Origin of the sequence: Bradyrhizobium sp. 521_C7_N1_3 (genome assembly GCF_052075975.1) — a bacterium.
GTDB lineage: Bacteria > Pseudomonadota > Alphaproteobacteria > Rhizobiales > Xanthobacteraceae > Bradyrhizobium > Bradyrhizobium japonicum.
Map to the genome: position 1 here is coordinate 1,159,553 of NZ_CP197232.1, position 15,845 is coordinate 1,175,397.

Annotated in this window: 12 protein-coding genes; 5 read left to right on the forward strand and 7 right to left on the reverse strand. The window is 63.5% G+C overall.

Annotated features, from left to right (window positions below):
• Nucleotides 1-241: 241 nt before the first annotated feature.
• Together AB7008_RS05390 and AB7008_RS05395 are read left to right on the forward strand one after the other, a co-directional pair.
• Nucleotides 242-1,462 (forward strand): OpgC domain-containing protein, encoded by a 1,221-nt coding sequence (locus AB7008_RS05390; RefSeq protein ID WP_212453171.1) that lies wholly within the window; start codon nucleotides 242-244, stop codon nucleotides 1,460-1,462.
• Nucleotides 1,463-1,503: 41 nt separating this feature from the next.
• Entirely contained in the window at nucleotides 1,504-1,992 is a 489-nt protein-coding gene (locus tag AB7008_RS05395) for a DUF2059 domain-containing protein (RefSeq protein WP_441258584.1), read from the forward strand.
• A gap of 10 nt (nucleotides 1,993-2,002) precedes the next feature.
• Here AB7008_RS05395 and AB7008_RS05400 read toward each other — a convergent pair whose 3' ends face one another.
• From AB7008_RS05400 to AB7008_RS05425, 6 genes are all read right to left on the reverse strand, one after another.
• Complete coding sequence (locus AB7008_RS05400; RefSeq protein WP_441258585.1) at nucleotides 2,003-3,499, reverse strand: sugar ABC transporter ATP-binding protein; 1,497 nt, start codon at nucleotides 3,497-3,499, stop codon at nucleotides 2,003-2,005.
• Nucleotides 3,496-4,590 carry a hypothetical protein gene (locus AB7008_RS05405; RefSeq protein ID WP_441258586.1) on the reverse strand — a complete coding sequence of 365 codons (1,095 nt, stop codon included), beginning with the start codon at nucleotides 4,588-4,590 and terminating at the stop codon, nucleotides 3,496-3,498. The genes AB7008_RS05400 and AB7008_RS05405 overlap by 4 nt, the downstream gene beginning before the upstream one ends.
• Entirely contained in the window at nucleotides 4,587-6,710 is a 2,124-nt protein-coding gene (locus tag AB7008_RS05410; RefSeq protein WP_248881340.1) for an ABC transporter permease subunit, read from the reverse strand. The genes AB7008_RS05405 and AB7008_RS05410 overlap by 4 nt, the downstream gene beginning before the upstream one ends.
• A gap of 77 nt (nucleotides 6,711-6,787) precedes the next feature.
• Complete coding sequence (locus AB7008_RS05415) at nucleotides 6,788-7,804, reverse strand: sugar ABC transporter substrate-binding protein (RefSeq protein ID WP_028157321.1); 1,017 nt, start codon at nucleotides 7,802-7,804, stop codon at nucleotides 6,788-6,790.
• Nucleotides 7,805-7,845: 41 nt separating this feature from the next.
• Nucleotides 7,846-8,817 (reverse strand): ABC transporter permease, encoded by a 972-nt coding sequence (locus tag AB7008_RS05420; RefSeq protein ID WP_028157322.1) that lies wholly within the window; start codon nucleotides 8,815-8,817, stop codon nucleotides 7,846-7,848.
• A 40-nt stretch (nucleotides 8,818-8,857) separates the two neighbouring features.
• Nucleotides 8,858-10,759 carry an AMP-binding protein gene (locus AB7008_RS05425; protein WP_441258587.1) on the reverse strand — a complete coding sequence of 634 codons (1,902 nt, stop codon included), beginning with the start codon at nucleotides 10,757-10,759 and terminating at the stop codon, nucleotides 8,858-8,860.
• Between the two features lie 261 nt (nucleotides 10,760-11,020).
• Here AB7008_RS05425 and AB7008_RS05430 point away from each other — a divergent pair, with 261 nt between their 5' ends.
• The gene (locus AB7008_RS05430; protein WP_304492707.1) at nucleotides 11,021-11,965 is read left to right on the forward strand and encodes a helix-turn-helix domain-containing protein; all 945 of its coding nucleotides are present in this window, start codon (nucleotides 11,021-11,023) and stop codon (nucleotides 11,963-11,965) included.
• Nucleotides 11,966-12,010: 45 nt separating this feature from the next.
• Here the strand turns inward: AB7008_RS05430 and AB7008_RS05435 are convergent, their stop codons facing one another.
• Nucleotides 12,011-13,216: an ABC transporter substrate-binding protein gene (locus AB7008_RS05435; protein ID WP_085403529.1), complete on the reverse strand. Its 1,206-nt coding sequence runs from the start codon at nucleotides 13,214-13,216 to the stop codon at nucleotides 12,011-12,013.
• Between the two features lie 166 nt (nucleotides 13,217-13,382).
• Here AB7008_RS05435 and AB7008_RS05440 point away from each other — a divergent pair, with 166 nt between their 5' ends.
• Entirely contained in the window at nucleotides 13,383-14,150 is a 768-nt protein-coding gene (locus AB7008_RS05440) for a FadR/GntR family transcriptional regulator (protein WP_304492708.1), read from the forward strand.
• A gap of 68 nt (nucleotides 14,151-14,218) precedes the next feature.
• Nucleotides 14,219-15,832 carry an acyl-CoA synthetase gene (locus AB7008_RS05445; RefSeq protein WP_441258588.1) on the forward strand — a complete coding sequence of 538 codons (1,614 nt, stop codon included), beginning with the start codon at nucleotides 14,219-14,221 and terminating at the stop codon, nucleotides 15,830-15,832.
• Nucleotides 15,833-15,845 lie beyond the last annotated feature (13 nt).

Here is a 15,845-nt window from a genome sequence, read left to right on the forward strand (position 1 = left end):
TGCATGGGGTTGTTTTCGACATTTTGCAGGGAGGACCACCACCTCCTGCCGGCACCGTTCAAGGTTTCATGACTTGCCGGACGCGGTCTGCGCGCCCTGGTGATGAAGCCCCTTGCACGGACGCCAAGGTCGGCTACCGTCGGCACTAGCCGCAGGGCCAGGTGACTTTTGATCTGTATTTTTTAGCATTCGATTTTTTGGCGCCGCGACGGCGCGACGCCCATCCGGACGAGGCGGGGCCATGATCACACGGGACCAGTCAGCTTTGTTGGCGCCGGTCGAGCGCGATTTGCGGCTCGATCTCTTCCGCGGCGTCGGGTTGTGGATGATCTTCCTCGATCACATCCCGCACGACGTCGTGGCCTGGCTGACCTTGCGCAACTACGGCTTCAGTGACGCCGCCGAGTTCTTCGTCTTCATCTCCGGCTACCTGGTCGGCTGGATCTACGGGCCGATCGTCGCCGGCGGCTGGTTTCTCGCCGCGCTGAAGCGGCTGTGGCGGCGCGCGGGCGAGATGTACGTTGCCCACATCATGCTGTTCCTGCTGTTCACGGCGCAGATCGCGCGCACGGTCAGGAGGTTCGACAACCCGATGTATGCGGACGAGTTCAACGTTCACAATTTTCTCGACCATCCGGACATCCTGATAGGTCAGGCGCTCTCGCTGCGCTACAAGCCGGTCAATCTCGATGTTTTGCCGCTCTACATCACGCTGGTGCTCGCCGCGCCCTTCATCGTGTGGGGCCTGGTGCGCCGGCCGAACCTGACGCTGGCCGCCTCCGTCGTGCTGTATGTGTTGGCGCGCCGGTTCGACTGGAACATCGCCTCCTATCCGCCCGGCACGACCTGGTACTTCAACCCGTTCTGCTGGCAGCTGATGTTCGTGTTCGCCGCCTGGTGTGGCGTCGGCCAGATCGACAAGATCGCGACATGGGTGTGGTCGAAGGCGGTGATGGGACTGGCGGCGGCCTGGCTCGCCTTCGCGTTTCTGATCGTGATGACCTGGCACATCCCTGCGCTCGAGGCGCTGATCCCGAAATGGATGATCAAGGCGATCTATCCGATCGACAAGACCGACCTCGACATGCTGCGCTTCACGCACTTTCTGGCGCTGGCGATCTGGATGACCTATTTCATCCCGCGCCACTGGAAAGCGTTGCGTTCGAGATGGGCGCACCCGGTCATCCTCTGCGGCCAGCATTCGCTGCCGATCTTTTGCCTCAGCGTGTTCCTGTCGTTCTCGGCGCACTGGATCCTGATGCAATACACGAGGGGCGTCTGGGAGCAACTCGCCGTCTCGTTCGCCGGCTTCGTCATCATGTTCGGGGCGGCGTGGCTGCTCGACCGCGCCGAACGGGTGCCCAGCCTCTTCGTCAAGGTGACGGATGTCGACGACGAGCGGGAGGCCGCCGCCGAAGGCGTGCCGGTAACGGTCATCGGCGCGGCTCCGGCTCGCCGCTGAGAACACATCGCGTCGCCGGGACGATTTTTCGGGAGAGATGCATGTCGAGATTTTTGTTGACGATTGCCGGCGCCCTCCTGCTCCTCGTCTGCAACGCGTCGGCGCAAGGGCCGTCGCCCGAGGCGATGGATGCTGCGCGGAAACTCGTCGCCACGCTGAAGATCGCTGATCAGTATCGCGCGGTGCTCCCGCAACTCCTGCTCAAGCTGAGACCCGTGGTCGCACAGGACCGGCCTGAGATCGAGCACGATTATGATGCAATGACGGCGCCGGGCTCGGATATCTACGCGCCGTTCTTTGCCTCGATGATCGACCAGATCGCCACTCTCTATGCCAAAAACTTCACCGTCGACGAGCTACGCCAGATCGAGGCGTTCTATGCCCAGCCTGCTGGCCGGAAGTTGATGGAAAAGTCCGACGCGCTGGCGCAGGCGAGCGCGCAGATCGGCCAGGACGTCAGCCAGAAGGCCGCAGATGAACTAAAGCTGCGCCTCATCGAGGCGCTGCGCCAGAAGGCGCGCAAGCCGTAGATCGTCCTGCTCAGTGGATCGCCGCGTACATGATCCTCTCCTCCGTCGCGTCGAGCGCGGAGAATTCCTCCACGACCTTGCCCTGCCGTGAGACCAGGATCCGGTCGGAGAGCGCCATGATCTCGGGCAGGTAGGATGAGATGACCACCACCGCCTTGCCCTCGTCGGCGAGCTGGTTGATCAGCTCGTGGATCTCGACGATGGCACCGACGTCGACGCCGCGGGTCGGCTCGTCGAAGATGATCAGGTCCGGTTCCTGCACCAGCGACTTGGCGATCACGACCTTCTGCTGATTGCCGCCGGAAAGCTCGACCACCTTGCCGTCGTTGCCAATCGCTCGAACCTTGAGCCGTTCGATCCAGGTCCTGCCGATTGCCTCGTTTTCTCGCTGCGACAGCATCATGCGGCCCTTGGGAAATTTCGACAGAAGGCCGAGATAGATGTTGCGTGCGATCGAGGACGTCTCGAAGAAGCCCTCGACCTTGCGGTCCTCGGTGACATAGGCGATGCCCGCCTTGACCGCCGGCGCCGGCACCCGGTAGCGGACCGGCTTGTCGTGTAGCAAGATCTCGCCGCCGTGGAAGAAGTCGCGCTTGAGCACACCTGAGACGATCTTGAACGTTTCGGTGCGGCCGGCACCGACGAGGCCGAATACGCCGGTGATCTGCCCGGCGAACACCGACAGCGAATTGTTCTTCACCATCGGCGCCATCTTCAGGTTCTGCACGGTGAGTACGCGCGCGCCGGGCGGCCGCACGCTGCTCTTTCGTGCACCGTAGAGCGTGTTGGAGAGGTCGCGCCCGACCATGGCCTGCACGATCGCCGCGCGGTCGAACTTGGTGGCATCGTCGGTGACGACGTGCTTGCCGTCGCGCAGAACCGTGATGCGGTCGGCGAGCAGCAAAGCTTCTTCCAGGGCGTGCGAGATGAAGACGATCGAGACCCCGCGCTTCTTGAGATCGCGGACGAGGTCAAAGAAGTATTTCTTCTCTTCCGGCGTCAGCGACGCCGTCGGCTCGTCGAAGATGATGACCTTGGCGCGGTGCAAAACCGCGCGCGCGATCTCCACCATCTGCTTCTTGGCGGCGCCGAGGCCGCCGACGGTGGCGGTCGGCGTCACGTCGAAATTGAGCGATTGCAGGAACTGCTGCGCAGCGATGTAGATGCCGCGCAGGCGGTTATAGAATTTCTCCTGCCCGAGAAATAGATTCTGCGCGACAGTCATGGTCGGCACCAGGCTGTTTTCCTGGAACACCATGGCGATGCCGAGATTGCGCGCCTCCAGCGGTGTCCGTGGTGCGACGTCGGCGCCGTCGATCGTCATGGTCCCCGAAGTCAGTGTCACCACGCCGGCCATCACCTTGGTCAGTGTCGATTTGCCGGCGCCGTTCTCGCCGACCAGCGCGTGGATCTCGCCGCGGCGGAGGTCGAAGTCGACCCCGTCGATGGCGGGCACGCCGGCGTAAAGTTTTGTGGCCTTGCGCAGCGAGAGTGCGATGTCGCTCATGAGCGGAACTCCTCGGCAAGACCGGACAGCGGCAGTCGCAGCACGCGGCCCGGTCCCTTGGCGATCAGGACGAGGTCGCCGCCCATCTCGATCGCCGCAACGATACCGTGATTGGCGCCGTCGACCCGGCTGTGCAGCGAATAGAGCGGCTGGCCATCTACATCGAGTCGGATGACGAGGCCATAGGAGCGCGGCGGCGCCCACGGCTTGATCACGCCCATGGTCTTGATGTGCGCGCCCTGCATCGGTTCCTTGAACGAGAAGCCCGAGCGCAGGCGTGGGGCCACCCAATATGCCGGATCGATCTCTGCCATCATGCGGCGGCGGTAAGCGGGCTCGCGCAACACGAACTCGATCAACTGGGTGCGCGCCGTGAAGGCGGTGAGCCAGTAGCCGCCGCCCGAGGCTTTTGACAGCCGCGACGGATAGACCGGCAAGTGAGCAAGGACGGTTCGCGGCGATGTACCCGGTGCCACGAGCACGAGGCGGTGACGCCAGCTCTCGCTGACCAGCACGCCGTTGCCATGCGCGCAGGCACCGAAGGCATGGCCCAGTCCCTGGGCCAGCGGTGTCACGGTCTTGTTGGCGGGATCGAGCCTGAACACCCGGCCGCTCCGGTTGAGTTCCATCAGATCGCGTGCCCAGTCATCGACGCCGCATGTCGCCGAGCCGTCCGTCGCGATCAGCGTGTTGTCGCCCGCGAGCGTCAGCGCGTTGACGGCATTGAAGGCGCTATCTGCAAAGGTCGCGTTCGGCTGCTCGGCAGAGGGACTTGCGTAGAGACGCACCTCGCGCCCTCCGAGCGCGACGGCGAGGCCGCCGCCGGGGAGAGCGCAGAGTGCCGAGATCGGCCGCTCGAAGCTGCGGACCTCCGATGCCGTGCCGTCCAGGCGGAGCAGCCTCTGGCCGTCCCCGATGAAGAGATTGCGGCCGTCGGTGGCGAGGTCTTCCGGCGACTCGCAGGCTAGCAGGGTCTCGGCCGCTTCCAGCTTCTGGTTGGGCTTCAATGCGCCGTCGAAGGACGGTACGGTGATGGTGGCGTCGCCGCGCCCGAGAAAGCGGTTGGCGAACTCCCTGACGGCCGCGATCACGATTGCTTCCCCCACCGCTTGTCGTACTGGACGAAGTTCGGATCGGCGTTGTCGAGCTTGTAGCGGCCGATCCGGTTGTTGAGGATGCCACCGAGATAGAGATAGCCGCGATGCTCGCGCATCGAGGTGATCATCGGATGGTTCTCGCCGCGCAGGTCCCAGAACGATTCGACGATCTTGCCCTGCTCGTTGAACTTGACCACGCAGCCGGTGTTGATGTTGGGGAACAGCCATTCGTCCACCGGCACGCGCTTGCCCATGCGGCGGCGGAAGCCGGGCATCTTCCAGGCGAGGTCGAGCGAGGGGCTGCGCATGCCGACCAGCGCCAGCCAGTAATTGCCGTCGGAGGCGAGGTTGATGTTATCGGGGTAGCCAGGCAGATTGTCCATGACGACCTCGACCTTGCCCTTCCTTGGCCCTGCGAACCAATAGCGCTTGATCGAGCAGCCGAAGGTTTCGGCGAAGAGAATCGACTGGCCGTCGCTGGCGACGCAGATGCCGTTGGGGAATTTGAGGCCGCGCAGCTCGGTACGCGTCACGCCGGTCTTGGTGTCGTAGCAGATGATGCGGCCATTGCCGCGCGCCTCGAGACCGTCGATCGGCCACTCGTCCATCTCGTAACGCACGGTGGCCTCGGAGAAGAAGATCAGCCCGTCGTCGGTGATGTCGAGATCGTCGGCGAGCCGCAGGCGGCTGTCGTCGTTGACCGAGCGCATGCTGCGATTGGTCTCGTCGGTGGCCTTTTCCACCGTGCCGTCAGGCTTGATCCGGTAGAGCCCCATGCCGCCGATGCAGACGTAGAGATTGTCCTCGCGGTCGAATGCCATGCCGAGCGGCTGGCCGCCGATATGGGCGAACACCTCCATCTTCTGATAGTCGGGCGCGAGGAAGCGCATGATGTCGCCATGGCGCGATCCCGCATAGAGATTGTCGTGGCGGTCGAGGATGACGTCCTCCGGCGCCTCGATGCGGCCGAGGCCGATCGATTCGACGTTGCGCAGCTTGTCGTTCTGCTCGAACGGGCCGCCCTGCCCGATCTCGGTCGGCGGAGGCGGAGGTAGCGCGTGATAGGTTGGCGCAACGTAGACCTTGCTGATGATGCGGGTTCGGTTCTTCTGCCAGCGGATGTCGACCATGGCAGCAACGAGCAGGATGCCGGCAAGCGCCATCCGGTTGACGCCGCCACGTGCATTCATGGTCGTCAGGCCGTTGGTGATCAGGAGCACGATCAGCACCCCGACCGCCGATTTGGCGACCGAGCCCTTGCCGCCGCCGAGCGTGATGCCGCCCAGCACCGTCGCGGTCAGCACGATGACCTCTAGTCCGACGCCGATGTCGCCACCGACGGTGCCGAGCCGCGACGCGAAGAACAGCGCGCCGATGCTGGTCAGCACACCGCTTGCGACGTAGCAGAGCGCGATGGTGCGGCGGACGGGAATGCCGGAATTGTATGCCGAACGACGCGAGCCGCCGATCGCGGTGATGTGCCAGCCCGGGCGCAGCCGGGTCATGAAGATATGGCCGAAGATGGCGATGACGATATAGGCGAGCGCCACGGTCGGAATGCCGAAGATGCTGCCGGCGCCGATGAAATCCCAGGACGGAATGTCGGGGAAGGCCGACGCGATCGCGTTGGAGTAGCGCTGGATCAGGAGATCGTAGGCCGAGCGGTAGATGATCAGGGTGATCAGCGTGGTGATGAAGGCCCGAAGTCGCAAATATCCGATCAGGATGCCGTTGACGGCGCCGAGCAGCGCACCGCAAAGCAGGGTGGCCGCCACCACCGCCGGGACCGGCCAGCCCAGCACGTCGAGAAGATAGAGGGCACAGAAATCGGTCAGTGCGAAGATCGAACCGACGGAGAGGTCGATGCCGCCGACGATAACGACCAGCGCCAGCCCGAGCGCGATGAAGCCGATCTCTCCGGCCTGGCGCGCGGTGTCGGCAAGGCTCGCTGGTGACAGGAAATTGTCGATGGACCGGCTGAGCGCGAGGCCGACGATCAGGAGGAGGATGACCGGGATAGCTGTCTCGGTCCATCGCTTGGACAGGATTTCACCGAGGAGATGATCGGGCCAGTAGCGGTAACGCAGGCTTGTCAGGGTGTCGCGCATCGGCATTCCGGGACCTTGCAAGTTTCGAGACCGCGTCCCGGACGTGAGATCGTCCGGGACGCCAGGGTCTTGCGTCGCGACAATTATTTCTTGAGGTCGCTGAGATTCCAGCAGGCCATCTGGCTATCGGCGTTCTCCTTGGTGATCGGAATCAGCGTGGTGTATTCCGAGCCCTTGACGGAGCCGGGCTTGATGCCCGACGACAGCAGCCATTTGATGGTGCCGGCCATCTGCGCGGCCTGGGTCGGCACGTCGTAGCTCATGTTGAGATCGAACGCGCCGGACTTGACCAGTTCGCACGCGCCCTTGCGCTCGCCGCCGCCGGAAGTTGCCACGAAGACCTTGCCGGTGAGGCCGGCCTCCTTGACGGCCGCTGCCGTGCCGATGTCCATACCATCCCAGAAGCCGACGATGCCGCAGAGATCGGGATTCTGCTTCAGCACCGTTTGGGTGATCGCCTTGGCCTTGGCGGCGTCCCAATCGGCGGCCTGGCTCGACACCACCTTGATTTCAGGATGCTTGGCGAGCACGTTCTCGACGCCCTTCAGCGTATAGGCGCTCGCGGCGGCCGACAGCGCACCCTGGATGATCGCGATCTTGTTGGACTTGCCCTCGCAGGCCTTGACCACGCCTTCGGTCTGGCGTTCGCCGATCTCGACCCAATTGGCACCGACGAAGGCCGAGCTGCGATAGGCGGAGCCCATATTGATCTGGATGACGTAGATGCCTTCGTTCTCGGCGCGCTGCAGCAGCTTGGCGTAGGTCTGGACGTCCGGATTATGAACCACCATCACCGCCGGCTTCTCCGAGATCAGCGAGGTGACGGCCTGCGCGCCGGCGTTGGTGTTCCAGTTGGCGTCGCGGATCACGAACTTGACGCCGAACGGCTCGAGCTCCTTCTTCAGTCCGGCATACCAGCCCTCGGTGAGGTCGAAATTCATGGCGACCGGCACATAGGCCACGGTCTTGCCGGCCAGTGCCTCCTTGAACGGCTTCTGGAACGGCTCGTCCAGACCCTGCTGGGCGAGGGCCGGCGCGGTCATTGCCGCAAGACCCAGTGCGGCAACAATTGCCTTTGTCGGGTTGCCGAAATGCTTCATTGCTTCCTCCTTGGTTGTGGTTGTCGTTATGGTCGGATCGCTCAGATGTCGCCCTGTTGTGCCGTTTCCTCGTTGCGCGGATTCAGGAAGGAATCCGTGATGACGGCGAGCAGCAGCACCACGCCCTTGATGAGATTTTGCCCGGCGTAGGAGATGTCCATGATGGTCATGCCGTTGAGCATCGTTCCGATGACGAGCGTGCCGATGACGACGTTGAGCACGCCGCCGCGGCCGCCTGATAGCCCGATGCCGCCAAGCACGACGACCAGGATGACGTCATAGATGAGCGTCGAGTTGAAGATGCGGGTCGGCATCGAGTTGACGGATGCCGCCATCACGAGGCCGGCAAAGCAGCCGATCAGGGCGGTGATCACATATTGCAGGACGATGATCGGGCGTGAGGGAATGCCGGTGACACGCGCGGCGTAGGGGTTGTCGCCGATCGCATAGATATAGGCGCCCCAGCGCGTCTGGCGCAGCAGGAACGCAACCACGATGCAGGCGATTGCGAACATCCAGATCGACGTCGGAATGCCGAGAATGGTGCCCTGTCCGAGCCGCTCGAAGCCGTCCATGCCCGGGCTCCATTGCACGACGTCGAGCTGGAACAGCGCGGTCTGCCCGAGCCCGGCCAGCAACAGGCCCGTTGCCAACGTCGCAAACAGCGAAGGGACTTCGGCATAGGCGATCAGCCAGCCGTTGACGAGGCCGAACGCGATCGTGAGCAGCACGGCGGTGAGCAGCGAGGCCGGCAGCGAATGACCGTTCTGCACCATCTGGAGCACCAGTCCCGGCGGAACCGCAAGGGCCGCGATCAGCGAGATGTCGATGCCGCGTCCGATCACGACGATCGCCATGGCAAGGCCGAGGATGCCGAGCACTGCCACGTTCTGGAGCAGCGTCAGCATGTTGTCCGGCGTCAGAAAGCCGCGCAGGAAGATCGAAAACAAAAGGAACAGCAGCGCGAAGACTGCGAAGACGATCTCTTGCTGATTGAAACGAAAGCGCTTCATCCCCGTCTTGCCTTTCTTCGACCCGGCTGTTGCGCGATCGTCAGGACGATTGGTTCTCGATACGATAGGTTTGTGGAAGCGTTGCAAGGCTTTCGACGAGCATCTCTGTTCGAGCCAGATCACCGGAATGGACTGAGATGCTGACGACTGTGTTGAGCTTCTCGTCTTTCTCGACGAGGATATCTGCCGCCGTGTCGGGGCCGAAGATGCGATCGATCTCGGTCCTGACCTTTTCCCGGACGGCGAGATCGCGAAGCGTGGGCTTGAAGATCTTCCCGACGGCGGTAACCGGAAGAGCTTCGAGCAGGACGACGCGCTTTGGCCTCGCAGGAGGCTCATTGACGTTGTGTTCGAGATGCTCGCGCAATTGCGCCAGATCGATTGTCTGCCCGGGGGAGGGCACCACGAAGAGAACTGGAACCTCTCCCGCGTAGGCGTCGGGCATGCCGACGGCCGAGCTCATCTGGACACCGGGGAAGGCGTTCGCGACGTCCTCGATTGCGGCAGGGTCGATGTTGTGGCCGCTTCGTACGATGAGGTCCTTCTCGCGCCCCGTCAGCACGAGGCGTTGATCCGGGGTGAGATAGCCGACGTCGCCGGTGACGATCCAGTGGTCGTCGGTGAGCACGCCCTTGTTGTGCTGGGGATCGACGTATCCGGGAAACACTTGCGGTCCCCTCACGAGGACGAGGCCGCTCGTGAGAGGCGGACACTCTGTCTTCAGTTCGGCATCAGCCAGAGCGACGATTTTGGTCTTAGCGAACGGTGCCCTGAAGCCGACGCTGCCTTGCACGGGAGTGCCACGGCCGGGATTGAAAGCGATCGCGGCCGCGGTCTCCGTCATCCCGTAGGTCTCGAACAAGGTAATCCCGGTCCGCGCCTGAAACCTGTCGCTGACAGCCTTGGGAGCCACGGCCCCGCCGGTGAGCGCCATGCGAACGGTGCTGACATCGGAGGATCCGATCGGCACCTCGGCAAGAGCGGCAATCGAAGTCGGCACTCCGCTCACGATGGTCGCGCGAAACCGCTCCACCGTGTGCCAATAGTCGCGAATCGCTTCGGGACTTCTGAGGCTGTACGGCGAGGGAATGATCACATGACCGCCGGCAGCGAGAATCGACAGGCCGAGCGTCATGGTGCCGCCGACGTGAAACAGCGGAAAACCGTTCACGGCGGCGTCCAGCTCATCCAGTCCGTGGACCTGCGCAAAGCTCCAGGCGGCATGGATCTGGTTGCCATGTGTCAGCCGAACCAGCTTTGGCCGCCCGGTGGTCCCGCCGGTGTGGAAGAGGGCGCAGATCGCATTGCGATCGGTCGAAGGTGCGAAGTCCAGCGTGCCGCGCGTGCTCCCGACCGCCTCATTGAAGTTTAGAAAACCTCCAGGCAGCGGACCGTTCGCGCCTATCGCAAAAATGGTCTTCAGCGACGGGACGCGTTGCGCGACGTTGTTTGCCTTGATCCAGATCGCGGGATCGGCCGCTTCGGAGGCCACGACCAGAACAGTTGCATTCTGCGCCTGGAGCAGGTCGGCGATCGCGTCTTCGTTCAGGAGATAGTTGATCGAACTGGCCACTCCCGCGACCTGGGCACCGAGCAATGCGGGGAACAGCGACGGCAGGATCGGGCAGAGAAACGCAACTGTTCCGCCGCTCTCGCCGATCCTGTGCGATCTGAACAGATTGGCCGCGCGCGTGATCTCCGCCAGCAATTGCCGATGCGTCAGCGTCGCGTCATCAGGCTCGCGCGAGCCCTTGGTCAGAACCGTCAGCGCGGGACGATCGGGATGCAAATGCGCCGTAGCTTCGAAGAGATGAACGAGATTGCGGGCGGGGATGAGCGAGTCGTAAGGCCGCTGCTCCAGCGCCTCGATATCGGCAATGGTCTTGACCGGCTGCGTGAACCGCGTCGTGATGGGGGATGGCAAAGCGCTGCTCACGCGCATCGCCATTCGGGCGGCACGGCAGTTCGTGCTGCGGCTGATCCGAGCTGATGCAAGCGAACGTTTCCCGCCTATCTCATTGACCGTTTTTTGTTCTTCATAGGCCACATGCCGGAGCGCGGCTTGCTCCGGAGCGCAAAGCTTTTGCTTCTCCGCGCAAACGGTCTTGCGTGTAGGCGGCGGCCCTCTAGAATCTCGATGCGTGGCCAGCTTGTGCGATGCACAAACGACGTTCATCATGGCGGCGCAACGGATGGGCGGACGATGAACCTGGTGTTTTCGACAGACGATCTGGAGCCGTCCAAACGCTACGCCGCGTGGCAAGGCGCGATCTGCGACGTCTACGTCCATGTCGACGTGAACGCCGAGGAGCGATCCGACTATCACGGCTTCATTCGCGAGGCACGGTTCGGCGCGGTGACCATGACCGACGTCCTGCTGTCGGAGCAGCGCATCTCGCGCCGCGAACGGCATATCGCAAAGCTCGACAAGGATTGCTACTACGTCGAATTCGTCCAGCAGGGCCGGGTCAACGTGCTTCAGGCCGGTCAGACCCTGCTGTCGAATCCCGGCGTGAGCGCGATCTTCTCGGCCTCCGAGGCCTATGATCTCGAATGCGTCGGCAAGGTACGATCGCTCTATCTCGAGATTCCGCGCGCGGAATTCTCGGCGCGCTTCAGCGAAGGGCGGCTGCCGGTCGTGACGACGATGGCGACGAGCCGCGGACTTGGCCGGATCGCCGCCGAGTTCTGCGCGACGCTCGCCGCGGAAGGCGCGCCGCTCGACGAGACCGCGCGCACGCGATTGGGCGGTGAGCTGATGGACGTGCTGGCGCTCGCGCTCGACATGGGCGAGCGGGACGAATTCTCGGAGGATGCGAGCGCGCAGCAGGCCCGCCTGCGCTCGGTCAAGGCCTGGATCGAGGCGCACCTTACCGATGCGGATCTGTCGCTGGAGAAGATTGCGAAGAGCAATGGCGTCTCGCTCAGGCATCTGCATTATCTCTTCCGGCTGACCGATGTCTCGGTGTCCGAATGGATTTTGGATCGCCGGCTGCAGCGCTGCTACGACGTGCTGACGCGGCCGGAACTGCGGTCGCTGTCGATCACCGAGGTCGCCTATCAGCTAGGCTTCAGCAGTTCGTCTTATTTCAGCACGGTGTTCCGCAAGAAGTTCGGCCACAGCCCGTCGGATTTGCGACGGCGCTAGAGAACCTGCACCGCGCTTGGCGATGCAGGTCCGTCGTTGTCGGCGTTACTTCACCAGCGGGCAGCCGCCGTCCTTCAGCGGCCGGAAGGCCTGGTCGGCGGGCACTTCGGCGAGCAGCTTGTAATAGTCCCACGGGCCCTTGGATTCCTCAGGCTTCTTCACCTGGAACAGGAACATGCTGTGCACCATGCGCCCGTCCTCGCGCAGGATGCCGTTGTCGGTGAAGGCATCCTTCACCGGCAGCTCGCGCATCTTGGCCATCACGGTCTTGGTGTCCTTGGTGCCGGCGGCCTGTACGGCCTTGAGGTAGTGCAGCGTGGCGCTATAGGTCGCGGCCTGGTTCATGGTCGGCATGCGCTTGATGCGCTCCTGGAAACGCTTGCCGAAGGCGCGGGTCTTGTCATTGAGGTCCCAGTAATAGGCCTCGGTGATGATCAGACCCTGCGCGAGCTTCAAGCCCAGGCTGTGCACGTCGGAGATGAACATCACGATCGCGGCCAGGTTCTGGCCGCCGGCGACGATGCCGAACTCGCCGGCCTGCTTGATCGCGTTGATGGTGTCGCCGCCGCCATTGGCGAGCCCGATGATCTTGGCCTTGGAGGCCTGGGCCTGAAGCAGGAATGACGAGAAATCGGCCGTGTTGAGCGGATGCTTGACGCTGCCGAGCACCTTGCCGCCGGCTGCCTTTACCACGTCGCCGGTGTCGCGCTCGATCGAATGACCGAACACGTAGTCCGCGGTGAGGAAGAACCAGCTGTCGCCGCCGTTCTTGACGATGGCGCTGCCGACGGTGTGGGCGTTGGAATAGGTGTCGTAGGTCCAGTGCGCGGTGTAGGGCGAGCAGGATTTTCCGGTGATGTCGGAGCTAGCCGCATCGGTCACGATCATCACCTTCTCGTACTGCTTCGACAGTTCCATCACCGCGAGCGCAGTGGCGGAAGTGGGCAGGTCGATGATCATGTCGACGCCCTCGGTCTCCCACCACTTTCGCGCGATGGTAGAGGCGACGTCGGGCTTGTTGAGCACGTCGGCTGCGACCATCTCGATCGGCTTGCCGAACATCTGGCCGCCAAAATCCTCGATCGCCATCTTGGTGGCCTCGACATTCCCCTGGCCGCCGATGTCGGAATAGACCGAGGAGAAGTCGGAGAGCACGCCGATCTTGAGCGGGGTCTGCTGGGCGGAGGCGGGGACGATCAGGGCAGCCGACAGCAAGCCGGCCGCAGACACGAGTGCTGCGATAGGTCTCATGGATACGTTTCCTCTTGTACGGGACTATTCTGTCCCTTTGTCCGACAAAGCTAGAGCGAGGTTTCCCAGGAGTCAATTTGCTGCATCTGCGGCATGAATGACGCAGTTTGACGCGTCTTCGGGGTGATCCTATAGTTTGTCGGACAATCGCCATTTGGGGGCTATCGTGCCGGTTTCGCCGCTCTTCCGTCCGATCGATGTCGCGCCGGCCTATCAGAAAGTCGCCGACGCCATCGAGCGCGAGATCGTCAATGGGCGCATCAAGCCCGGCGATCCCATCGGCACCGAGCATGATCTGGTGCGCCAGTTCGGTGTCAACCGCTCGACCATTCGCGAAGGCATCCGCGTGCTGGAGGAGGGCGGCTTGATCAGCCGCGATTCCTCGCGCCGTCTGCACGCCTGCCTGCCGCGCTACACCAAGCTCGCAAGCCGCCTCAGCCGCGCACTGGTGCTGCATGAGGTGACGTTTCGCGAGCTCTACGAGGCCTCGATGACGCTGGAGGTGGCGAGCATCGAAGGCGCGGTGGAGCGCGCGACCGAAGCGAATCTCGCCGAGCTCACCAACAATCTCGTGCGCAGCGAGGCCGTGCTCGGCGATCCCGCCGCGCTCGCCGAATGCGATGCCGAATTCCACGTGCTGGTCGCCAAGGCCTCGCAGAACCGCGTGCTCCAGCTCGCACGCGAGCCGGCGGCGCAGCTGTTCTATCCGACCACCGAGATGATCGTGACCGGCGTTGCCGAAGGCGGCCCACGCCTCGTCGCCGCGCACCGCCATCTGATCGACGCGATCCGCCGCCGCGACCGCGAGGCCGGCGTGCTCTGGACGCGCCGGCACTTGCAGGACTGGCGGCGCGGTTTCGAGAAAATCGCCTCGCTCGATCGGTCGGTCGAGCACATGTACATGGAGCACGCCCAGGCGGCCCGGCGCAGATAGGCGCCTGATGAAGACACAAGATTTCAGCCAAGAAATCCAACAAATAAAGATATCACACGGAGGAACACATGACCGGCGACATCGCGGCCACCATCTCGAAAGCGCGCGAGCACTCCATCGGCGACCTGCTGCGCCGCTCGGCAGGCCGCGAGCCGAACAAGCTTGCAGTGAGCTGCGGCGACGTGAACTGGACGTTTGCCGAGATGGACGCGATCTGCAACCGGCTCGGCCGCGGTCTGCTCGGGCTGGGCGTCAGCAAGGGCGATCGCGTCGCCGTGCTCTCGCGCAATTCGCACGCGTTTGCGGCATTGCGCTTCGCGCTGGCGCGGATCGGTGCGGTGCTGGTGCCGATCAACTTCATGCTCAATCCGGACGAGATCAATTTCATCCTGAAGAGTTCCGGCGCAAAGCTGCTCGCGACCGGTCCCGATTTCGTCGAGCCCGCGCGCACCGCTTCGGCCAAGGACTGCGCGGTTGAGAAGATGATCTGGCTGCCGGGCGAGGATCCGGCCACAGCGCCCGCGGACATCACTACTTTCGACGATCTTCTCGGCCCTGACGGCTCGTTCCTGGAGGCATCCGTCGACAGTCGCGATCTCGCACAGATCGTCTACACCAGTGGCACGGAATCGCTGCCCAAGGGCGCGATGCTGACCCATGAAGCCGTGATGTGGCAGTACGTCAGCTGCATCATCGACGGCGGCATGAGCGCGGACGACAAGTTCCTGCACGCGCTGCCGCTCTATCACTGCGCCCAGCTCGACGTCTTCCTGGGGCCGCAGATCTATCTCGGCGCCTCCGGCGTGATCACGGGCAAGCCGACTGCCGACAACATCCTGGCGCTGATCCAGGCACACAAGATCACGTCCTTCTTCGCGCCGCCGACGATCTGGATCGCGATGCTGCGCTCGCCGAATTTCGACAAGACCGATCTGTCGACCTTGCAGAAGGGCTATTACGGCGCTTCGATCATGCCGGTGGAAGTCTTGCTCGAACTCCAGCGCCGCCTGCCCGCCGTAAAATTCTGGAATTTTTACGGCCAGACCGAGATCGCGCCACTCGCGACCGTGCTGCGGCCGGAGGACCAGCTGCGCAAGGCCGGCTCGGCCGGCAAGCCCGTGTTCAATGTCGAGACGCGCGTGGTCAACACGGCGATGGAGGATGTGAAGGTCGGCGAGGTCGGCGAGATCGTGCACCGCTCGCCGCATCTGCTCTCCGGCTATTACAATGACCCCGTGAAGACCGCGGCGGCCTTCACCGGCGGCTGGTTTCACTCCGGCGATCTCGCCACCGTCGATGCCGAGGGCCACATCACCGTGGTCGACCGCGTCAAGGACATGATCAAGACCGGCGGCGAGAATGTCGCGAGCCGCGAGGTCGAGGAGATGGTCTATCGCATCCCCGCGGTCTCGGAAGTTGCCGTCGTCGGCCTGCCCGATCCGCGCTGGATCGAGGCGGTCACGGCCATTGTCGTGGTCAAGACCGGCGAGAAGCTCGACGAGGATGCCGTCATCAAGCACTGCGCCGGCCAGATGGCGCATTTCAAGGTGCCCAAGCGCGTCATCTTCGTCGACAGCCTGCCGAAGAACCCGAGCGGCAAGCTGCTCAAGCGGGAGCTGCGCCAGCGCTTCGTCGGCGGCGAGACGCTCGACAAGGCGATCCAGAAGAATTTTGGAACGTAGGCACGGAGCGGTC